Here is a 21,801-nt window from a genome sequence, read left to right as displayed (position 1 = left end):
TAAAAAACTGCATTATTCAAAAATTAATGAGAAGAAATTGATTTCTCCTTCATAAACAACTGTTGAAGCACTTCTGGATAGGCAATGTGCTCGGCCTGCTGAATTCGTTCTTGTAACCGATCTCTCGTATCATTTTCCAGAATCTCAATTTCTTTTTGGGCAATAATTGGACCTGTATCCATCCCAGCATCCACATAATGAATCGAAAGGCCAGTTACCTTCACCCCTGCATCAAACGCTTGACCAATTGCATCAATACCTGGAAAAGCTGGCAATAAAGAAGGATGGATATTCACGATTGCTTCAGGATATTCTTGTAAAAGTGTTGGTCCGATCAATCGCATATATCCTGCTAAGACAATGAATTCAACATCCTTCGATTTAAGCTGCTTCACGATTTCCTGTTCAAACGCTGCTTTGTTATGGAAAGACTTTGGAGAAAAGCAAAAGCTAGTAATCTTCTCTTTTTCGGCTCTTTGTAAAACATAAGCGGACTCTTGATCACAGACAAGCAAACGAATGTCTGCTTCGAGCGTGCCTGCCTTAACCGCATCCACGATTGCTTGAAAGTTGCTCCCGCTCCCCGATGCAAATACTGCTATTTTTTTCATGATTCACTCGCAATACTTACACCAGGTTGATTCACGACTGCACCAATTTGATACGCCACTTCGCCACGTTTTTCAAAAAAGGCTAGAAGCTCGGAAGCCTTTTCCTGCTCGACGACAAGAGCCATGCCGATGCCCATATTAAAAATATTGTACATATCCTCACGACTAATGTTTCCTTTTTCTTCAAGAAGGGTGAAGATCGGCGGAATCTCCCAAGATCCTGACTTTATCTCGATTCCTAAATTTTCAGGCATCATTCTCGGTAAATTCTCAATAAATCCACCGCCAGTTATATGAGCCATCCCTTTGATTTCAAACTCACTCAACGCCGCTAAAATCGGCTTCACATAAATTTTAGTCGGCTTTAAAAGTTCTTCTCCTAGTTCGCAGCCTAGCTCTGGAATAAATGCATTTACATCCATTTTCGCGTCATCTAATAAAACTTTACGTACAAGCGAATAGCCATTGCTATGAATGCCACTTGACGCTAATCCGATTATACAATCGCCTTGGTTGATTTTCTGGCCGGTAATCAGGTTCGTCTTTTCACATGCTCCTACTGTAAAGCCAGCTAAATCATATTCTTCTTCACTATACATGCCAGGCATTTCAGCCGTCTCGCCACCGATTAATGCACAACCGGCTTGCTCACAGCCTTCTGCAATCCCTTTTACAATGCTCTCAATTTTCTCAGGCTCTGCTTTTCCACAAGCGATATAGTCTAAAAAGTAAAGCGGCTCAGCTCCTTGAACAACGATATCGTTCACACACATGGCCACACAGTCAATCCCAATGCTGTCATGCTTATTCATCATCATCGCAAGCAATAGCTTCGTTCCTACTCCATCCGTTCCTGAAACAAGGACAGGCTCGCGTAAGTTCAATTGAGATAAATCAAACATGCCGCCAAAACCGCCCAGCCCACTTAATACTCCTGGACGCATCGTTTTTTGAACATGCTTTTTCATGCGTGATACCGCTTCATACCCCGCTTCAATATCGACTCCGGCCGCTTTATATGCATTCGACATGGTCATCATCCTCCTTCATTCAACTTATTACGGTTGTTGACTGCTCATTGGCATATATTTCTGTCGGATAATTTCCAGTAAAGCAAGCGAGGCATTGACCTCGGTTCTCACCTTCAAATGGTCTTCCAATCGCTTCAACCATTCCTTCAACACTTAAAAATGTAAGCGAATCTGCTCCGATGATTTCACGAATTTCTTCAACTGAATTTTCAGAGGCAATTAACTCCTCACGACTTGATGTATCAATCCCATAGAAACAAGGATTCTTAATTGGAGGCGAACTAATTAGGACATGTACTTCCTTTGCACCAGCTTCCTTAAGCATCGTGACAATCCGCTTACATGTAGTTCCACGCACGATTGAATCGTCAACCATTACAACCCTTTTCCCCTCTACAACACCGCGTACTGCAGACAGCTTCATTCTCACACCTTGTTCTCTTAGAGATTGAGAAGGTTGAATAAAAGTACGGCCTACATATCTATTTTTAATTAGACCCATTTCATAAGGAATGCCACTTGCCTCTGCATATCCTATAGCAACAGAATTACCTGAATCTGGAACACCTGTTACAACGTCGGCTTCAATTAGTTTTTCTACCGCTAGCTGCTTACCAAGATTTTTCCGTGCTGTATGAACATTGATTCCACTAATATTACTGTCTGGACGGGAAAAATAAATATATTCCATCGTACACATTGCGCGCTGTGAAGACATAACAAAACGTTCGCTTTTAATCCCTTCATCGTTGATGACAAGGAGCTCTCCTGGTTCAATATCACGGATAAATTCCGCACCGACAATATCAAAGGCACATGTTTCAGATGCTATAACGTAAGCACCGCCCAAGATCCCAAGAGATAAGGGTCTAAGTCCGTTCGGGTCTAGAGCAACGAGCATTTCTGTTTCCGTCATAATCAAGAAAGCATAAGCACCTTTTAACGAGCTTAATCCATTTATAACACGACTTTTCAAATCTGAAAAACCGCCTTTACGAATCAAGTGGGCTAATACTTCTGTATCAGAGGTGCTATGAAAGATGCTTCCTTGTGCTTCAAGCTGCGCCTTCAATTGATTGGCATTCACAATGTTGCCATTGTGGGCTAGTGCCATGGCTTCACTTTGGAAATTGAATAAAAATGGTTGAACGTTTTCATAACCGCCTCCACCTGCCGTTGTATATCTGACATGGCCGATTGCAGCATTTCCGGATAAATTCTTCATTTTCTCGGCAGTAAACACTTCCGTGACCAATCCTTCACCCTTCATTCCTGCCAGCTTTCCGTCCTTAGCTAGAACCATTCCCGCAGCTTCTTGGCCACGGTGTTGCAGGCTATGCAAACCATAGTAGGTGATTTGTGCAGCATCTGGGTGACCCCAAATGCCAAACACACCACATTCTTCATTCAATCCCTTTAATTCAGCAAGCATGGGATCGCCCCTCTCCAAGCAGCTTCTAATTCTTGAACACTTGCATCTATTACTAGACCTTCCTGCTTGCGGGAAATTGTCAATACTCCATTATTGTTTACTTCACCAATGCAATAAGCATCTTGAACCGTACTTTCAAATGCTTCGCGATTTTCAGGAGATACGGATACTACAAATCGGGACTGTGTTTCACTAAATAACGCCGTAACTGCCTCATTTTCAACAACTACACGTGCTCCTAAATTTTCTGTACCAAAGAGTGCTTCTGCAAGAGCTACTGCTAATCCGCCTTCTGCAACATCATGTGCTGAAGCGACGTACCCGCTTTGGATCGCATTCAAGAGTTGTTTCTGGCGTTGTTGCTCGATTTCTAAATCAATGGACGGTGATTGACCATAGATTTTTCCTTCCAGCATTTTTTGCAATTCACTGCCACCGAATTCTTCTTTCGTCTCACCAATCACATAAATCAGGTCCCCTGGATTTTTAAATTCCTGGGTCGTGATATGAGTAAGATCATGTACAAGACCTACCATGCCAATAACTGGCGTTGGATAAATGGCTTCACCATTCGTTTCATTATAAAGAGAAACGTTCCCTCCAATAACAGGCGTACTTAATGTTCTACAAGCTTCACTTATTCCATCCGCTGCCTTCTCAATCTGCCAGAAAATCTCCGGCTTCTCAGGATTACCAAAGTTCAAGTTATCGGTAACTGCTAACGGTTCTGCTCCAGAACATACGATATTACGTGCCGCTTCAGCAACAGCAATTTTTCCACCTACTTCTGGATCTAAATAAAGGTAACGAGAATTACAATCCGTTGTCATCGCAAGTGCTTTATTCGTCTCACGAATTCGGACGACTGCAGCATCGGAACCTGGAGCTACAACGGTACTTGTTCGTACCATATAATCATATTGATTGTAGACCCATTCTTTACTTGCAATTGTCGGTTGAGACAATAGACTGATCAGTGTTTCTTTGAAATTAACGATATTCGGAACTTCAATTTTCATTGCTTGAAAGTCTCTGTACAATTGAGGTTCACTTGATGGCTTATGGTACACAGGAGCATCTTCAGCTAATGCATCAACCGGAACGTTCGCTACAACATTGCCTTTATGGGTGAGCTTAAGAACCTTTTCTTCCGTTACCACACCAACAGCAACTGCTTCTAAATCATATTTAGAAAATAAATCGGTAATTTCCTGTTCGCGTCCTTTTTTAACGACAATCAGCATCCGCTCTTGTGATTCTGACAGCATCATTTCATAAGCAGTCATCCCAGTTTCACGTTGTGGCACAAGATCAAGGTTCATCTCAATCCCTGAACCTGCTTTAGAAGCCATCTCTGCCGAAGAACTTGCAAGCCCTGCCGCTCCCATATCCTGAATCCCAACAAGGGCATCATTATGGATTAATTCAAGACATGCTTCAAGAAGCAGTTTTTCCATAAATGGATCGCCCACTTGAACAGCTGGACGATTTTCATCAGATGATTCAGTCAATTCTTCAGAAGCAAATGTCGCCCCGTGAATCCCATCACGTCCAGTTTTCGCTCCCACGTACATGACCGTATTACCGACTCCGCGCGCTTGCCCTTTTTGAATATCTTCATGATTAATCAAACCGACACACATGGCGTTTACAAGTGGATTTCCCTCGTAGGAAGGATCAAATTGAATCTCGCCTCCCACTGTTGGAATACCAATACAGTTTCCATATCCAGCAATACCTGCAACGACTTCTTTAAATAAATATTTGACACGAGCGTTATCCAACTCACCGAAACGAAGCGAATTCAGAATCGCAATTGGACGGGCACCCATAGAAAATACGTCACGGATAATGCCGCCGACGCCTGTTGCCGCTCCTTGATAAGGCTCAATCGCAGAAGGATGATTATGGCTTTCAATTTTAAAAACAACCGCCTGACCGTCTCCAATATCAACAATCCCCGCACCTTCACCAGGTCCTTGAAGGACTTTTTCCCCAGTTACCGGGAACTTTTTTAAAACGGGCTTGGAATTTTTATACGAACAGTGCTCTGACCACATTACTGAAAATAAACCGGTTTCTGTATAATTCGGCGTACGGCCCAGGATGTTTTCTACCATCGCAAATTCTTCATCCGAAAGACCCATCTCTGCATACACTCGCTGTGATCTAATTTTTTCCGGGCTTGGCTCAAGCATTAACGACATGGTTTTCCCTCCAATTTCTTACGATTGATTGAAATAATTTTAATCCATCTGCACTTCCAAGTAATTGATCAACTGCGCGCTCGGGATGTGGCATCATGCCCAAAACATTTCCATTTTCATTCGTGATTCCTGCAATCCCTTCAAGACTGCCATTCGGATTTTCACCGTCATACGTAAATACAATCTGATTGTTTTGCTTTAAAAGTTTCATAGTTTCTTCATCGCAATAGTAATTCCCTTCACCATGGGCGATTGGAATTGTAATAGTTTCACCTATTTCATAGCCACTCGTAAACATTGTTTTATTATTCTCAACTACCAGCTGAGTTGGTTTACAAATAAACGCTAACTCCCGATTTCTTCTCATCGCACCTGGCAGTAGCCCTGCTTCGAGTAAGATTTGAAATCCGTTGCATACACCTAATACAGGTACTCCTTCGTTCGCCGCTTTCACCACTTCACCCATCACGTTAGAAAAACGAGCTATGGCGCCAGTACGAAGGTAATCGCCATATGAGAAACCACCAGGCAATAAGATGCCATCAAAACCAGCCAAGCTGTCTGCTGTATGGGGCACATATTCTACCTCTTCACCCAATTCATCCTTAATTGCATGGAACATATCAATATCACCGTTGGAGCCTGGAAACACAATTACAGCAAATTTCACAGCGCGACAACCTCCTCGATTTCATAACGGTAATCTTCAATAACGATATTCGCTAACAGACGCTCGCACATTTCTTTTACTAGAGCATCGATATCCTGATTATTTTTTTCAATCGTCAATTCCATGTATTTGCCGATTCTCACATCTGACACCGTATCATACGACATACTGTGTAAGGAAGATTTAACGGCTGTTCCTTGTGGATCTAAGACACTTTCTCTTAACGTGATATATACCTTTACTTTATACATGCTTGTAACCTCCAAGTTTTGAATAGATTTTTTCATAGGCATCTACTAAATTTCCCAAATCGCGGCGGAATACATCCTTATCGAGCTTTTCTTCCGTTTCAACGTCCCATAATCGGCACGTATCTGGAGATATTTCATCCGCCAACAAGATTTCACCATCTGCAAGCTTTCCAAATTCTAGCTTAAAATCAATTAAACGAACTCCAATTTCACTAAAAAAGCTTGATAAATTTGCATTCACATCTAAAGCTTTTTGTTTCAAAATCCTAACTTCCTCTTCAGATGCTAGCATCAATTCTTTAATATGGTCCTCTGTTAACAATGGATCACCGAGCTTATCATCTTTGTAATAAAATTCAATAAGTGTCTGCTTCAATAGCTGCCCTTCAGGCAATCCAAGGCGCTTAGATAAGTTGCCTGCTACTACATTGCGTACAACAACTTCAAGTGGAATAATAGAAACCCTTTTTACAAGCTGCTCTGTGTCGGAAATTTGCTTAATAAAGTGAGAAGTAATTCCAGCTTCATGAAGCTTTAAAAATAGCAAACTAGTAATTCCATTATTCAGTACACCCTTACCGGCAATTTCTGCTTTCTTTTCACCATTGAAGGCTGTTGCTGAATCTTTATATACTACCCAGACAACTTCTGGATTCTCTGTCGCATAAATTCTCTTAGCCTTTCCTTCATAAAGCAATTCTCGCTTTTCCATCTATGAGGCCCCCGTAATAAAGAATATTGGCAATTTTTAAGATACATGTAGGATTTGCTGCCAGTAAATAACCGGCAGCGTTCCTAATTACAGACCCAAACGATCAAAAATCATATCAACTTGCTTCAAGTGATGATGATAATCGAAGCAATCATCTAATTCTTCCTTTGTCAGCAAGCTTGTAATCTTGTCATCCTGTTCAAGCAGGCTACGGAAAGGAACTTGCTTCTCCCAAGCCTCCATCGCTTTTGGTTGAACCGTATCATATGCCTCTTCACGTACAAGACCTTTATCAATTAATGCAAGCAATACGCGCTGTGAATAAATTAAACCAAGCGTACGATCCATATTGCGCTTCATATTTTCCGGGTATACCGTTAAATTCTTCACAATATTCCCGAAGCGATTTAACATATAATTCAGTGCAATCGTTGCATCAGGTAGAATAATTCTTTCCGCTGATGAATGAGAGATGTCACGCTCATGCCATAATGGAACATTCTCATACGCAGTCATCATATATCCACGAATAACACGTGCAAGTCCTGTCATATTTTCAGAGCCAATTGGGTTTCGTTTATGCGGCATAGCAGATGAACCCTTTTGCCCTTTTGCAAAAAATTCTTCCACTTCGCGTGTTTCACTTTTTTGCAATCCGCGAATTTCAACTGCGAATTTTTCAATGCTTGTCGCAATCAACGCAAGGGTACTTAGATAATGAGCATGGCGGTCCCTTTGAAGCGTTTGTGTAGAAATCGGAGCCGCTTCAAGCCCTAACTTTTCACAAACGTATTTTTCAACGAATGGATCGATATTGGCAAATGTACCAACTGCTCCCGACATTTTCCCAACCTCAATGCCTTTTATCGCTTCTTTAAAACGCTCTAGGTTACGCTTCATTTCTTCATGCCATAACGCTAATTTCAAGCCAAATGTTGTCGGCTCTGCATGTACGCCATGCGTACGTCCCATCATGACCGTATATTTATTCTCCTGCGCTTTATTTTTTAAAATATCTACAAATCGCTCTAAGTCAGCTAGCAAAATTTTGTTTGCTTGTTTCAAGATATAGGATAGGGCAGTATCAACAACATCTGTTGATGTCAATCCGTAATGAACCCATTTCCTTTCCTCACCTAACGTTTCTGAAACCGCCCTTGTAAAAGCAACGACATCATGACGCGTCTCCTCTTCGATTTCCTTAATACGATTAATATCAAAAGACGCATTTTCCCGAAGCAGTGCGACATCTTCCTTAGGTATGGCACCCAGTTCAGACCATGCTTCACAAGCAAGAATCTCAACCTCAAGCCAAGCTTTAAATCGGTTTTCTTCCGTCCAAACCGCTCCCATTTCAGGGCGTGTATAACGTTCAATCATCGCATTGCCTCCGTTTCCTGCTTATTACTTACTCCAAATTCCACTATGGTTAATCTCATCTAGCGCTTGCTCGACTGAATTTCGCAAAACATTCACATGACCCATTTTTCGTTTCGGACTAGCTTCTTTCTTTCCGTATAGATGAATCTTCCAATCTGCTAACTCTGGAATCGCATAAAGGACATCTTCTAAATGCTCACCAAGGATATTTACCATCACCACAGGCTTTAACAAATTTGTCTTCCCTAATGGCCAATTGCAGACAGCTCGGATATGTTGCTCAAATTGCGAAGTTTGGCACGCCTCCATCGTATAATGGCCAGAATTATGAGGTCTTGGCGCCAACTCGTTTACAATAATCTCATCCTCATCAGTTAAAAACATCTCAACCGCAAGCGTACCAACAAGATTTAGGTTTTCAGCTAGCTGTAAAGCCAGCTGCATCGCTCTCTGTGAAGCTTTCTCACTTATTCTTGCTGGAACAATACTCTTGTGCAAAATATTCTCTTTATGAATATTTTCCGCGACAGGAAAATACTCGATCTCACCATTTGACTTCCTAGTAATAATCACAGAAATTTCTTTTGCAAAAGGCACCCATTTCTCTACTACACAAATCCCACTTTCTAAAAGACTGCCTGCGCTAGCAACATCAGACTCTTCACGTAGAACAAGCTGCCCTTTACCATCATAGCCGCCACGCGCTGTTTTTAACACACATGGATAGCCCAAAATTTTGATTGCACTATACACGTCGGTCAAACTCTCTGCGACACCATACGGAGCTACTGGAACACCAGCTTTGGATATCGCCGCTTTCTCTGTTACGCGGTCCTGAGTAATTTTTAACAGCTCCGCTCCTTGTGGCAGATAACTATTCTCTTTCAACCACGCTAAAGCTTCAAAACTCACATTCTCGAATTCATAAGTGATAACATCACTCACTTCAGAAAGCTTTTTTATCGAATCTAAATCATCATAAGCACCATTTATTTCAATATCCGCAACTTGCCCGCATGGACAATCTTTTGTCGGATCCAAAACCGCTATACGGAACCCCATTGCTTTTGCAGATAAAGCCATCATTCTTCCCAACTGGCCGCCACCAATAATCCCGATTGTTTGTCCTGGTAAAATTACTTTATTTAAGCTGTTCACTGCTACTTAGCACCTTTTCCTTTGTTTCGTTTCGAATGGCTTCTAATTTGTCTGCAATTCCAGCGTCACTGCTGCCAAGTATTTGAGCAGCCAACAGGCCAGCGTTAACAGCTCCAGCTTTCCCGATAGCTACCGTAGCGACCGGTACTCCCCCAGGCATCTGTACGATAGAAAGCAGTGAATCCATTCCGTTTAACGCCTTCGTTTGTACGGGAACTCCAATAACAGGCAATGTGGTTTTGGCTGCTGTCATGCCAGGTAAATGAGCAGCTCCACCAGCTCCAGCTATAATGACTTTAATGCCTCTTTCTCGCGCACTCTCTGCGTAATCAAACAATAAGTCGGGTGTACGATGTGCAGAAACTACCCGTTTCTCATATGGAATATTTATTTGATCTAACGCTTCACAAGCATGTTTCATCGTTTCCCAATCAGAAACACTTCCCATTATTACACCAACCTGTGCTTTCACTGTCTTCCCCCCAAACTTGTATTAGAAGCTTTACTATTTATAAAATAAAAAACCGGGCAGCCCTTTCTACATACAAGAGAAAGGAACCTGCCCGGAATGATTAGTCCTTTCTAAAAAAAGGACATACATATCCTGAATAAAGGAATCACTTTCTCTCATAGTCCAATAATTTACGGTTATTGGGTAGATACTTTCGGGCCATATTCCCGGGGATTATATGAGAGATATTAAGTTCACTTTCATCTTAACAATCGATCCACCCTACGTCAAGTCTAAAATCGAATATTATGAATAAATCATTACATAACGTTCGTGTTTCACTCGTTTAACAGTGCTTCAAAGACAATTTTCCGAGCAACAGGCTTATAAATGGTCTCTCCATTTTCCTTTTCTTCTGTAAAAATCGGTTTTTCTATCCTTTTGATTGGAGAATAACCTGCCGCCTTAATCCGTTCCAGACAAGCATCAATACTTTCTCCATCTTCTACTTCAAAAACTTCCTTCTTTTTTTTACTCACAAAACCGTTCCTTTCAAAAAGAGCTTTTCTTTTCATTTTTTGATTTCCTTTTCTAAACTATACCAAAAAGTCACTTTTTATGAAAATTTAATAAGAACCGTGTTATCTAATGTAATACTTAAAATTTTTTTGATAATTTTTTATAGTGGGTGTTCAAAAAGAAGGAAATAAAGAGAAGAGAAATTCGAGGAACTCAAACCTCTAACGTTTCGCGTATGCAATAATACATGAGATTCAGAACTAGCACTAACCGGCCCCAGACTACATTTTTTTGATTTGGACCCATAAATTCAAGAATGAGCGTAGTAAACAAATCATTTTATCTTTTTTCTATTAAATTAAGTGGCGTTTACTGTATATGAAGTGATTCATCCAAACGAACCTTTCATAAATAAAACACTATCATAAATTTATTAGCCATTTCTCACAATATATCAGCCGTGAGCTAAATTCTAGATCCTAAAACTGCTTGCACTAGATGTGGACAGACAAATTAGAGGACCATAATCCACATAAAGTGAAACTTCGATCCGTGGAGATTTTACTGCCCGTTAAAGCGGGATAAATAATCTCCGAAACAGCAAAAAAGACCAGCTATAAATAGCTGATCTCTCAAATTGCTTGGCAACGTCCTACTCTCACAGGGGGAGACCCCCAACTACCATCGGCGCTAAAGAGCTTAACTTCCGTGTTCGGAATGGGAACGGGTGTGACCTCTTTGCTATCGCCACCAAACATTTTCAATAAGACATTTATTATTATACTGCCTTTTTTGAAATTTTGCAAGAAGAAATTTTCATTCCTTCAAAACTAGATAATAAGAAGGATTTTTGCTTTTTTCAAGAACAATAAGGTTAAGTCCTCGATCGATTAGTATCAGTCAGCTCCACATGTCGCCACGCTTCCACCTCTGACCTATCAACCTGATCATCTTTCAGGGATCTTACTAGCTTACGCTATGGGAAATCTCATCTTGAGGGGGGCTTCATGCTTAGATGCTTTCAGCATTTATCCCGTCCGCACGTAGCTACCCAGCGATGCTCTTGGCAGAACAACTGGTACACCAGCGGTGCGTCCATCCCGGTCCTCTCGTACTAAGGACAGCTCCTCTCAAATTTCCTGCGCCCACGACGGATAGGGACCGAACTGTCTCACGACGTTCTGAACCCAGCTCGCGTACCGCTTTAATGGGCGAACAGCCCAACCCTTGGGACCGACTACAGCCCCAGGATGCGATGAGCCGACATCGAGGTGCCAAACCTCCCCGTCGATGTGGACTCTTGGGGGAGATAAGCCTGTTATCCCCGGGGTAGCTTTTATCCGTTGAGCGATGGCCCTTCCATGCGGAACCACCGGATCACTAAGCCCGACTTTCGTCCCTGCTCGACTTGTAGGTCTCGCAGTCAAGCTCCCTTGTGCCTTTACACTCTACGAATGATTTCCAACCATTCTGAGGGAACCTTTGGGCGCCTCCGTTACATTTTAGGAGGCGACCGCCCCAGTCAAACTGCCCGCCTGACACTGTCTCCCGCCCCGATAAGGGGCGCGGGTTAGAATTTCAATACAGCCAGGGTAGTATCCCACCGACGCCTCGACCGAAGCTAGCGCTCCGGCTTCACAGGCTCCTACCTATCCTGTACAAGCTGTACCAAAATTCAATATCAGGCTGCAGTAAAGCTCCACGGGGTCTTTCCGTCCTGTCGCGGGTAACCTGCATCTTCACAGGTACTATAATTTCACCGAGTCTCTCGTTGAGACAGTGCCCAGATCGTTACGCCTTTCGTGCGGGTCGGAACTTACCCGACAAGGAATTTCGCTACCTTAGGACCGTTATAGTTACGGCCGCCGTTTACTGGGGCTTCAATTCAAAGCTTCGCCTTGCGGCTAACCTCTCCTCTTAACCTTCCAGCACCGGGCAGGCGTCAGCCCCTATACTTCGCCTTGCGGCTTCGCAGAGACCTGTGTTTTTGCTAAACAGTCGCCTGGGCCTATTCACTGCGGCTTTTCCGGGCTATTCACCCTAAAAAGCACCCCTTCTCCCGAAGTTACGGGGTCATTTTGCCGAGTTCCTTAACGAGAGTTCTCTCGCACACCTTAGGATTCTCTCCTCGCCTACCTGTGTCGGTTTGCGGTACGGGCACCCTACATCTCACTAGAGGCTTTTCTTGGCAGCGTGGAATCAGGAACTTCGGTACTATATTTCCCTCGCCATCACAGCTCCGCCTTAATGGAAACGGGATTTTCCTCGTTTCCGGCCTAACTGCTTGGACGCGCATATCCAACAGCGCGCTTACCCTATCCTTCTGCGTCCCCCCATCGCTCAAACGATGTATAGGTGGTACAGGAATATCAACCTGTTGTCCATCGCCTACGCTTTTCAGCCTCGGCTTAGGTCCCGACTAACCCTGAGCGGACGAGCCTTCCTCAGGAAACCTTAGGCATTCGGTGGAAGGGATTCTCACCCTTCTTTCGCTACTCATACCGGCATTCTCACTTCTAAGCGCTCCACCAGTCCTTCCGGTCTAGCTTCAACGCCCTTAGAACGCTCTCCTACCACGGATACCATACGGTATCCATCCACAGCTTCGGTGTTACGTTTAGCCCCGGTACATTTTCGGCGCAGAGTCACTCGACCAGTGAGCTATTACGCACTCTTTAAATGATGGCTGCTTCTGAGCCAACATCCTGGTTGTCTAAGCAACTCCACATCCTTTTCCACTTAACGTAAACTTGGGGACCTTAGCTGGTGGTCTGGGCTGTTTCCCTCTTGACTACGGATCTTATCACTCGCAGTCTGACTCCCGAGAATAAGTATTTGGCATTCGGAGTTTGACTGAATTCGGTAACCCGTTGGGGGCCCCTAGTCCAATCAGTGCTCTACCTCCAATACTCTCATCTCGAGGCTAGCCCTAAAGCTATTTCGGAGAGAACCAGCTATCTCCAGGTTCGATTGGAATTTCTCCGCTACCCACACCTCATCCCCGCACTTTTCAACGTACGTGGGTTCGGGCCTCCATTCAGTGTTACCTGAACTTCACCCTGGACATGGGTAGATCACCTGGTTTCGGGTCTACGACCTCATACTCATGCGCCCTATTCAGACTCGCTTTCGCTGCGGCTCCGTCTTATCAACTTAACCTTGCATGAAATCGTAACTCGCCGGTTCATTCTACAAAAGGCACGCTATCACCCATTAACGGGCTCTAACTACTTGTAGGCACACGGTTTCAGGATCTATTTCACTCCCCTTCCGGGGTGCTTTTCACCTTTCCCTCACGGTACTGGTTCACTATCGGTCACTAGGTAGTATTTAGCCTTGGGAGATGGTCCTCCCTGCTTCCGACGGGATTTCTCGTGTCCCGCCGTACTCAGGATCCACTCAGGAGGGAACGAAGTTTCAGCTACAGGGTTTTTACCTTCTTTGACGGACCTTTCCAGATCACTTCACTTACCCCGTTCCTTTGTAACTCCATGTTGAGTGTCCTACAACCCCAAGAGGCAAGCCTCTTGGTTTGGGCTATCTTCCGTTTCGCTCGCCGCTACTCAGGAAATCGCGTTTGCTTTCTCTTCCTCCGGGTACTTAGATGTTTCAGTTCCCCGGGTCTGCCTTCAGTACCCTATGTATTCAGGTAAAGATACTGTTCCATTACGAACAGTGGGTTTCCCCATTCGGAAATCTCCGGATCAAAGCTTACTTACAGCTCCCCGAAGCATATCGGTGTTAGTCCCGTCCTTCATCGGCTCCTAGTGCCAAGGCATCCACCGTGCGCCCTTTCTAACTTAACCATATGGTGGCTGATAAACGGAAAGTTTATCAAACAACCTAGTTGTTAAAAGGTCTTACTTGATGTCTTGAAAAAATTAATGCAAAAATTTGCCTTCTATCTATTATCTAGTTTTCAAAGAACGATTCGGCAACGAATAAGCAAAAGACTAATCTGTTGCTTTCATTTACCACGAATGAATGAATTACTCATTCAAAACTGAACAAAACAAAAGCGCTCGTTATATTCCTTAGAAAGGAGGTGATCCAGCCGCACCTTCCGATACGGCTACCTTGTTACGACTTCACCCCAATCATCTGTCCCACCTTAGGCGGCTGGCTCCTTGCGGTTACCTCACCGACTTCGGGTGTTACAAACTCTCGTGGTGTGACGGGCGGTGTGTACAAGGCCCGGGAACGTATTCACCGTGGCATGCTGATCCACGATTACTAGCGATTCCGGCTTCATGTAGGCGAGTTGCAGCCTACAATCCGAACTGAGAATGGCTTTATGAGATTCGCTTACCCTCGCGGGTTTGCAGCTCTTTGTACCATCCATTGTAGCACGTGTGTAGCCCAGGTCATAAGGGGCATGATGATTTGACGTCATCCCCACCTTCCTCCGGTTTGTCACCGGCAGTCACCTTAGAGTGCCCAACTAAATGCTGGCAACTAAGATCAAGGGTTGCGCTCGTTGCGGGACTTAACCCAACATCTCACGACACGAGCTGACGACAACCATGCACCACCTGTCACTTTTGTCCCCGAAGGGAAGTCCCTATCTCTAGGGAGGGCAAAAGGATGTCAAGACCTGGTAAGGTTCTTCGCGTTGCTTCGAATTAAACCACATGCTCCACCGCTTGTGCGGGCCCCCGTCAATTCCTTTGAGTTTCAGCCTTGCGGCCGTACTCCCCAGGCGGAGTGCTTAATGCGTTAGCTGCAGCACTAAAGGGCGGAAACCCTCTAACACTTAGCACTCATCGTTTACGGCGTGGACTACCAGGGTATCTAATCCTGTTCGCTCCCCACGCTTTCGCGCCTCAGTGTCAGTTACAGACCAGAAAGTCGCCTTCGCCACTGGTGTTCCTCCAAATCTCTACGCATTTCACCGCTACACTTGGAATTCCACTTTCCTCTTCTGCACTCAAGTTCCCCAGTTTCCAATGACCCTCCACGGTTGAGCCGTGGGCTTTCACATCAGACTTAAGGAACCACCTGCGCGCGCTTTACGCCCAATAATTCCGGACAACGCTTGCCACCTACGTATTACCGCGGCTGCTGGCACGTAGTTAGCCGTGGCTTTCTGGTTAGGTACCGTCAAGGTACCAGCAGTTACTCTGGTACTTGTTCTTCCCTAACAACAGAACTTTACGACCCGAAGGCCTTCTTCGTTCACGCGGCGTTGCTCCGTCAGACTTTCGTCCATTGCGGAAGATTCCCTACTGCTGCCTCCCGTAGGAGTCTGGGCCGTGTCTCAGTCCCAGTGTGGCCGATCACCCTCTCAGGTCGGCTACGCATCGTGGCCTTGGTGAGCCATTACCTCACCAACTAGCTAATGCGCCGCGGGCCCATCTGTAAGTGACAGCCGAAACCGTCTTTCCATCTCTTCTCATGCGAGAAAAGAAATTATCCGGTATTAGCTCCGGTTTCCCGAAGTTATCCCAGTCTTACAGGTAGGTTGCCCACGTGTTACTCACCCGTCCGCCGCTAAATCAAGGGAGCAAGCTCCCTATCATTCGCTCGACTTGCATGTATTAGGCACGCCGCCAGCGTTCGTCCTGAGCCAGGATCAAACTCTCCAAAAAGTGTTTGACTTGCTCATTTGTTTTTATAGTGTGTACTCACTTCAATTTAAACGTTGGCGCTTTGTTTTGTTCAGTTTTCAAAGAGCAATTTATCGTTGTCACTTATCTCGTAAGCAACTTTTATATCATAACACCCACCAATTGAACTGTCAATAACTTTTAAAAAAAGTTTTTTTGTTATTTCCAAAATCACAATGGTGTTCTGTGGCGTATTTCCTATAGTACCACTCTCTAAATACACTGTCAATAAAAATAATAACTTTTTCTCTACACTAATTACTTATAGCTTAAAAGGATACCGCGAACCTTTCTAAGCATACAATTTCATTCTGTTATTTTAATTTCGATATTATCTGTAAAATAAAATAAGAGGCTGGATCTTTAAAGATTCAGCCTCTCTACTATTACTCTGCTTTTTCTTCAGTATTCGAATCTTCAGTTCCTGTGTCTTCGGTTTTAGTATCGTCCGTATTAGTATCCTCACTCGAGCAACCAGTGGCAACTCCTACTAACATGAAAGCTGCCATAAATGTTAAAAGCCATTTTTGAAAATTTTTCATACTTCTTATTGCCTCCTCGTAGTTCCATTTTAGATTACAAAACTATAATACAGGCTTCTAAATAAAAATAGTCAATATAGTTAGAATTTTCACATTGATTAACCATTTCTTAATATCTCGTTAATGAACTTAACATTTATCTTCTTCCTACTTATCGACTCCACAATACAAAACAAAGGATCATACCCCACAATGTATAATCTGTAAGGCAAGACCCTCTTGGAACCTTTTCTTCTACTTTTATTTATTTGATTATGGAGATAACGTCTTTTTCTCCACTTTTCACATTACCGTTTTTATCAATTTGAATAGTTTCGCCTTCTTTTAAGTTTGTGAAGACGATTGGTGTAATAATAGAAGGAGCATGCTCTTTCACGTAGGCTAAATCAACCTTTAATAGCAGTTGACCTCTTTTCACTTTGTCACCTTGGGCAACGAGCGCTTCAAAACCGTTCCCTTCCAACTTCACTGTATCAATACCAACATGGATCAGAATTTCAAGACCATTGTCAGTTTCGATGCCGAGTGCATGCTTGGTCGGGAAGAGGTTCACGATCGTTCCATCCACAGGAGAAACAACCGCTCCATCTGTTGGTAGGATCGCAAAACCGTCACCCATCATTTTCTCAGCAAAAACAGCATCTGGCACTTCACTGATTGGTTTGATTTCTCCAGTAATCGGCGAAACGAAGATGTCTGCTTGCAAAACACCTGGCATAACTTCTTCAATTTGTCGTTCTACTTCTTCTCCCTGATTTGTTACTACGTTTTTTGGCGCTTTCCCACTCATGATATCTTTCATTTGTGACTTAATGATCTCTGAGCGTGGGCCAAAAATAGCCTGAATGTTGTTTCCGACTTCAAGTACACCTGCAGCACCAAGCTGTTTCAAACGATTTTTATCAACATCTTTAACGTCGTTAACAGATACACGTAGTCGAGTAATACAAGCATCAAGATTTGCGATATTTTCTCGTCCTCCCATTGCATCAAGAATGTTATAGGGAAGTTCGCTTACTGTTCCTTTTTTACCTTCTTGCGATTGTTCATCTTCTGCTTTTTCACGGCCCGGAGTCATTAAATTAAATTTATTGATTGCAAAACGGAAAATAACATAGTAGATTACCGCAAATATAATTCCTAGAATGATCGCAATCCACCATGGCTCTTTTCCTGGTAAGATACCAAAGAGTAGAAAGTCAATTGCACCACCCGAGAATGTATAACCGATATTGACACTAAAGAAGGTCATTAACACGAATGCTAATCCATCTAAGACCGCATGAATCACATACAACACAGGAGAAATAAACATAAATGAAAATTCAAGTGGTTCAGTTATACCTGTTAAGAAAGAAGTCAGTGCAGCCGAGCCTAATAAACCTGCAACAAACTTTTTCTTTTCAGGTCTTGCTGTATGATACATCGCTAACGCCGCCGCTGGCAGACCAAACATCATTATTGGATATTCACCAGCCATGAAGTTACCTGCCGTTATGTCTACGCCATCTTTTAGCTGAGCAAAGAAAATTGTCATATCACCACGAACGATTTCCCCAGCGGCCGTTGTATATGTACCAAATTCATACCAAAATGGGGCATAGAAAATATGATGTAGCCCAAATGGTATTAATAATCGTTTGATAAAACCAAAGAAGAATACCGCAAAATAGGTCCCCTCTTCAATTAACCAAAGTGATGCACTGTTCATCGCGCCTTGAATTGGAGGCCAAACTAACAGCATTAATAGACCTACAAGTAAAGACAGAACAGCTGAAGCGATTGGAACAAAACGTTTTCCCGCAAAGAAACCGAGGAATGAAGGCATTTCAATATTATGAAAGCGGTTGTAGCTATAGGCTGCAATCAGTCCAACGATAATCCCTCCGAACACACCAGTTTGTAACGTAGGAATACCCAAAACATTTGCAAAACTAGGGTCACTTGCAACCATTTCCGGCGTTACACCCATCCATGTACTCATGACCCGATTCAATACTAAATAGCCAACGAGCGCAGCGAGAGCAGCCGCTCCATCACCAGCTAACCCAATGGCGATTCCAATTGCAAAGATCAGCGCCAAGTTACTAAATATAATACCACCGGAATCTTCCATTACCCTAGCGACCAACTGAATCCAATTAGCATCTAGGAATGGTAGGTACTGCAGCGTCACATCTTGTTGAGCCGCATTTCCTAACCCTAGTAGCAATCCTGCTGCTGGCAACATAGCTACAGGAAGCATAAACGCTTTCCCTAAATTTTGTAGAACACCAAAAACTTTCTTCCACATGGTACAAAACCTCCGAAATTAAGATTTGAAAACCGATAAAGTAAAACTTAGTCTCTGTTTCCCCTGATAACCAGACCCGGCAATGCTGTATAAAACGTTTACAACGAAAAAGACAAATAAAAAAGGCATAAGTAAAAAAAGCATTGAAAGAGCGTACGGGTATACTATACCCACATTCGCTTCGTCCAATCACTTTCTTCACTTATGCCTGATCGAATCAGTAACACGTAAAGGTTATGATTTTTATGTAATTTTCTTTTGTAATCGCTGAAGATGCATCGTCAAATAGATGGCTTCTGCATCATATACTTGTTCTTTCAAGTGCTGTTGCATAATTTTTATCAGTTTCCAAGCCAAATTATAGCATAACGGATACTCGTCTTTCAAGAGGGTAGTGAGTATTTCAGGTTCCTCTACTTTCTCACCTCTTAATACTCGATCGATGGTATACCGCAAGTGACGGACAAGCCTTACATAGTCAATACTTTCTTTATCAATATCTATTTGCAGTTGTTCTTCTATAAGATTAATCAAATGCGTGACTAGCTGAGAATGTTGATTCACTTTCGCTAACTCTTTATTCGTTAGCGCACTGTGAATATGAAGCGTAATAAAGCCAGCTTCTCCTTCCGGAAGACTAATTCCCGTCTTTATTTCTAAAATCTCGATTACTTCTTTTGCGATTTCATATTCAAATGGATAAAGCGTACTCGTTTCAACTAAAAATGGATTGTTTATCGAAAGGCCATTTTCAATCCTGTTTAAGGCAAAAAGCAAATGATCGGTCATTCCGACATGTATATATTCATTGACACTTCCAGACACTCTTTTACTAATATGATTGATTGCTTCAATGATTGCCCCTTGGTGTGTTTCATCGATTTCTGGAAGTAACTTTTTATAGTCTTCCTGTTCTTTTTTTCCGGTCAAAACAAACATCTTATCAGCATTGACTAAAGATATTTCGTCGTCTCTTTTTCGATTGAATCCAATCCCTTTGCCAATTATTACGGTTTCACCATAAGAAGGATGGTTTGCTATGACGACATTATTATTCAAAACTTTATTAATTATAGCTACTCCCATCTGCTTCCCTCTTTCACCCTATAATCTATGTCATCTATGTTAGTCAATTCATTCAATTAAATCAACACGAACAATCCCTCAACCGAATCATTACACCTACCATTTAATGAAGTTTCCTAAAAGAGCGTTAAGACGACAACATAAAATTATGGAGCTTTTAGTCTTGAGTCATTGTGTCAGAGGAGTTCACGGATAGTTACCCCTACCAAGAATGCCATACATGCCAACAATACGGGATAAAAAAAGAGAACCCGTTAAGGTCCTCTGATCATTTATTAAACTAAGAAAATAAAATAAGCGATAAAGATAACGAACAATCCGTACATGATTGGGTGAACTTGCTTGGCTTTTCCTGTCATAATCATCGTAATCGGATAGAATACGAAACCACAAGCAATACCTGTTGCGATGCTGTAAGTTAACGGCATCATGATGACTGTGAAGAAAGCTGGTACTGCAATTTCAAATCGTGACCAATCAATATGTTTCAAACCAGTTGCCATTAGAACACCGACTACGATTAAGGCTGGAGCCGTTACCGCGGATGTTACCACCGATAGAAGTGGGAAAAAGAAAATAGCAAGAATAAATAATAATCCTGTAACGACCGCCGCAAAACCGCTTCGTGCCCCGGCAGCTACACCTGAAGTCGACTCAACATAAGATGTTGTTGTAGATGTTCCTAAAATTGCTCCAGATACGATAGCTAATGAATCCGCAAGCAACCCTTTTCCTACGCGTGGCAGGACGTTATCTTTCATTAATCCTGCTTGCTGAGCAACAGCCACTAATGTTCCTGCTGTATCAAAGAATGCAACGAATAAGAAGGTTAAAATAACAATCAACATCTGACCTGAGAATAGGTCAGGCAAATTCCCGAATGCTTCAAACGCAGCTCCAAATGTAGGAGCAATGCTCGGTGCAGCTCCAACAATTTTCTCCGGAAACGGTACAAGTCCGAAGATCATACCAGCAATCGCCGTAATAATCATACCTAGAAAAACGGCGCTCTTAATACCTCTCGCCATTAAAATAACTGTAATAACAATACCAAAAACCGCAAGAAGTGTGTTACCTGAAGTCAAGTCACCTAACCCAACAAGGGTGGCATCGTTCTTAACAATAATGCGTGAGTTTTGAAAACCAACAAATGTGATAAATAAACCAATACCTGCTCCAACCGCAAATTTAAGCTCCGCAGGAATTGCATTTATTATTTTCTCACGAATCCCCGATAAAGAAAGGATAACGAAAATAATTCCAGAAATCAGTACACCTGTTAACGCTGTTTGCCACGGAATACCGAATCCGAGTACAACTGTGAAAGCAAAGAAGGCATTTAGTCCCATGCCTGGAGCAAGTGAAATCGGATATCTGGCAATAACCCCCATAAGGATCGAACCGATACCTGCCGCTAATGCTGTCGCAACGAATACTGCACCATAATTCATTCGTAGTTCATCAGGATATCCTTCAATGCCCTGAAGTGTTAAAATACTTGGATTTACCACTAGAATATAAGCCATAGCTAAGAAGGTTGTCAGACCCCCAATTATTTCTCGACGATAATTCGTGCCAAGTTCTTGAAATTGAAAATACTTTTTCATCATTCAGTCTCCCTTAAATAAATTCAACACTGACCAAAAGCCTCACTTCTAACCGAAACGATGCTTACCTGCAAATTATGTAAAGGGTTTTAAAAGAGTTAGATACACTCCATCGGTTATGCGTATCCTTCACTTCGTAGTCAAGCTATTTTCGGTAGCTCGGTAGAAACTTTTGGGCCATATCCCCAATATTATACGGCGAATAAATAGTATCTATTAGAGGATGTTCAAAAAGTTCGGTACAA

General features: G+C 42.8%; 15 protein-coding genes, 3 rRNA genes and 2 riboswitches. All 18 genes read right to left on the bottom strand.

The window, feature by feature from the left end; all coding sequences use genetic code 11:
• Window positions 1-23: 23 nt before the first annotated feature.
• Window positions 24-611, bottom strand: a complete 588-nt coding sequence (purN, locus tag JNUCC23_RS02430; protein ID WP_454214088.1) for a phosphoribosylglycinamide formyltransferase — start codon at window positions 609-611, stop codon at window positions 24-26.
• Window positions 608-1,642: a phosphoribosylformylglycinamidine cyclo-ligase gene (gene purM / locus JNUCC23_RS02425; RefSeq protein ID WP_454214086.1), complete on the bottom strand. Its 1,035-nt coding sequence runs from the start codon at window positions 1,640-1,642 to the stop codon at window positions 608-610. Before purM ends, purN begins: the two co-directional genes overlap by 4 nt.
• Window positions 1,643-1,661: 19 nt before the next feature.
• Window positions 1,662-3,074: an amidophosphoribosyltransferase gene (gene purF / locus JNUCC23_RS02420; protein ID WP_454214084.1), complete on the bottom strand. Its 1,413-nt coding sequence runs from the start codon at window positions 3,072-3,074 to the stop codon at window positions 1,662-1,664.
• A complete protein-coding gene (purL, locus tag JNUCC23_RS02415; protein WP_062184992.1) occupies window positions 3,059-5,281 on the bottom strand; it encodes a phosphoribosylformylglycinamidine synthase subunit PurL in 2,223 nt (740 codons plus the stop codon). Before purL ends, purF begins: the two co-directional genes overlap by 16 nt.
• Window positions 5,265-5,951, bottom strand: coding sequence for a phosphoribosylformylglycinamidine synthase subunit PurQ (purQ, locus tag JNUCC23_RS02410; protein WP_403075134.1), 687 nt, complete (start codon window positions 5,949-5,951; stop codon window positions 5,265-5,267). The genes purL and purQ overlap by 17 nt, the downstream gene beginning before the upstream one ends.
• Window positions 5,948-6,202 (bottom strand): phosphoribosylformylglycinamidine synthase subunit PurS, encoded by a 255-nt coding sequence (gene purS / locus JNUCC23_RS02405; protein ID WP_062184998.1) that lies wholly within the window; start codon window positions 6,200-6,202, stop codon window positions 5,948-5,950. The genes purQ and purS overlap by 4 nt, the downstream gene beginning before the upstream one ends.
• Window positions 6,195-6,914, bottom strand: coding sequence for a phosphoribosylaminoimidazolesuccinocarboxamide synthase (purC, locus tag JNUCC23_RS02400; protein WP_062185001.1), 720 nt, complete (start codon window positions 6,912-6,914; stop codon window positions 6,195-6,197). Before purC ends, purS begins: the two co-directional genes overlap by 8 nt.
• An 87-nt stretch (window positions 6,915-7,001) precedes the next feature.
• Window positions 7,002-8,294 (bottom strand): adenylosuccinate lyase, encoded by a 1,293-nt coding sequence (gene purB / locus JNUCC23_RS02395; protein ID WP_454214083.1) that lies wholly within the window; start codon window positions 8,292-8,294, stop codon window positions 7,002-7,004.
• Between the two features lie 24 nt (window positions 8,295-8,318).
• Window positions 8,319-9,452 carry a 5-(carboxyamino)imidazole ribonucleotide synthase gene (gene purK / locus JNUCC23_RS02390; RefSeq protein WP_062185006.1) on the bottom strand — a complete coding sequence of 378 codons (1,134 nt, stop codon included), beginning with the start codon at window positions 9,450-9,452 and terminating at the stop codon, window positions 8,319-8,321.
• Window positions 9,436-9,900 (bottom strand): 5-(carboxyamino)imidazole ribonucleotide mutase, encoded by a 465-nt coding sequence (gene purE / locus JNUCC23_RS02385; protein ID WP_454215968.1) that lies wholly within the window; start codon window positions 9,898-9,900, stop codon window positions 9,436-9,438. The genes purK and purE overlap by 17 nt, the downstream gene beginning before the upstream one ends.
• A 162-nt stretch (window positions 9,901-10,062) precedes the next feature.
• A riboswitch (purine riboswitch) is annotated at window positions 10,063-10,165 on the bottom strand.
• A 76-nt stretch (window positions 10,166-10,241) separates the two neighbouring features.
• Window positions 10,242-10,478: an NETI motif-containing protein gene (locus tag JNUCC23_RS02380; protein ID WP_062185012.1), complete on the bottom strand. Its 237-nt coding sequence runs from the start codon at window positions 10,476-10,478 to the stop codon at window positions 10,242-10,244.
• Window positions 10,479-11,061: 583 nt separating this feature from the next.
• Window positions 11,062-11,177, bottom strand: a 5S ribosomal RNA gene (rrf, locus tag JNUCC23_RS02375).
• 115 nt (window positions 11,178-11,292) lie between these two features.
• Window positions 11,293-14,228 (bottom strand): 23S ribosomal RNA (locus JNUCC23_RS02370).
• Window positions 14,229-14,460: 232 nt separating this feature from the next.
• A 16S ribosomal RNA gene (locus tag JNUCC23_RS02365) occupies window positions 14,461-16,010 on the bottom strand.
• The 16S, 23S and 5S rRNA genes sit together here, the layout of an rRNA operon.
• Before the next feature lie 404 nt (window positions 16,011-16,414).
• A complete protein-coding gene (locus JNUCC23_RS02360; RefSeq protein WP_403077707.1) occupies window positions 16,415-16,570 on the bottom strand; it encodes a hypothetical protein in 156 nt (51 codons plus the stop codon).
• Between the two features lie 244 nt (window positions 16,571-16,814).
• Entirely contained in the window at window positions 16,815-18,863 is a 2,049-nt protein-coding gene (gene ptsG, locus JNUCC23_RS02355) for a glucose-specific PTS transporter subunit IIBC (RefSeq protein ID WP_454214080.1), read from the bottom strand.
• Between the two features lie 243 nt (window positions 18,864-19,106).
• Entirely contained in the window at window positions 19,107-19,949 is an 843-nt protein-coding gene (glcT, locus tag JNUCC23_RS02350) for a glucose PTS transporter transcription antiterminator GlcT (RefSeq protein ID WP_454214078.1), read from the bottom strand.
• Between the two features lie 275 nt (window positions 19,950-20,224).
• The gene (locus JNUCC23_RS02345; RefSeq protein WP_062187095.1) at window positions 20,225-21,556 is read right to left on the bottom strand and encodes an NCS2 family permease; all 1,332 of its coding nucleotides are present in this window, start codon (window positions 21,554-21,556) and stop codon (window positions 20,225-20,227) included.
• A gap of 117 nt (window positions 21,557-21,673) precedes the next feature.
• A riboswitch (purine riboswitch) is annotated at window positions 21,674-21,775 on the bottom strand.
• Window positions 21,776-21,801 lie beyond the last annotated feature (26 nt).

Source organism: Peribacillus sp. JNUCC 23, assembly GCF_053653995.1.
Note: the sequence above shows the minus strand (reverse complement) of the source record. Positions and strands in the feature narration are given on the sequence as shown.

Excerpts from the sequence above, each read along its gene's own strand:
- purN (WP_454214088.1), bottom strand. The coding sequence starts at position 611 with ATGAAAAAAATAGCAGTATTTGCATCGGGGAGCGGGAGCAACTTTCAA.
- purM (WP_454214086.1), bottom strand. The coding sequence starts at position 1,642 with ATGTCGAATGCATATAAAGCGGCCGGAGTCGATATTGAAGCGGGGTAT.
- purF (WP_454214084.1), bottom strand. The coding sequence starts at position 3,074 with ATGCTTGCTGAATTAAAGGGATTGAATGAAGAATGTGGTGTGTTTGGC.
- purL (WP_062184992.1), bottom strand. The coding sequence starts at position 5,281 with ATGTCGTTAATGCTTGAGCCAAGCCCGGAAAAAATTAGATCACAGCGA.
- purS (WP_062184998.1), bottom strand. The coding sequence starts at position 6,202 with ATGTATAAAGTAAAGGTATATATCACGTTAAGAGAAAGTGTCTTAGAT.
- purC (WP_062185001.1), bottom strand. The coding sequence starts at position 6,914 with ATGGAAAAGCGAGAATTGCTTTATGAAGGAAAGGCTAAGAGAATTTAT.
- purB (WP_454214083.1), bottom strand. The coding sequence starts at position 8,294 with ATGATTGAACGTTATACACGCCCTGAAATGGGAGCGGTTTGGACGGAA.
- purE (WP_454215968.1), bottom strand. The coding sequence starts at position 9,900 with ATGGGAAGTGTTTCTGATTGGGAAACGATGAAACATGCTTGTGAAGCG.
- JNUCC23_RS02380 (WP_062185012.1), bottom strand. The coding sequence starts at position 10,478 with ATGAAAAGAAAAGCTCTTTTTGAAAGGAACGGTTTTGTGAGTAAAAAA.
- JNUCC23_RS02360 (WP_403077707.1), bottom strand. The coding sequence starts at position 16,570 with ATGAAAAATTTTCAAAAATGGCTTTTAACATTTATGGCAGCTTTCATG.
- ptsG (WP_454214080.1), bottom strand. The coding sequence starts at position 18,863 with ATGTGGAAGAAAGTTTTTGGTGTTCTACAAAATTTAGGGAAAGCGTTT.
- glcT (WP_454214078.1), bottom strand. The coding sequence starts at position 19,949 with ATGGGAGTAGCTATAATTAATAAAGTTTTGAATAATAATGTCGTCATA.
- JNUCC23_RS02345 (WP_062187095.1), bottom strand. The coding sequence starts at position 21,556 with ATGAAAAAGTATTTTCAATTTCAAGAACTTGGCACGAATTATCGTCGA.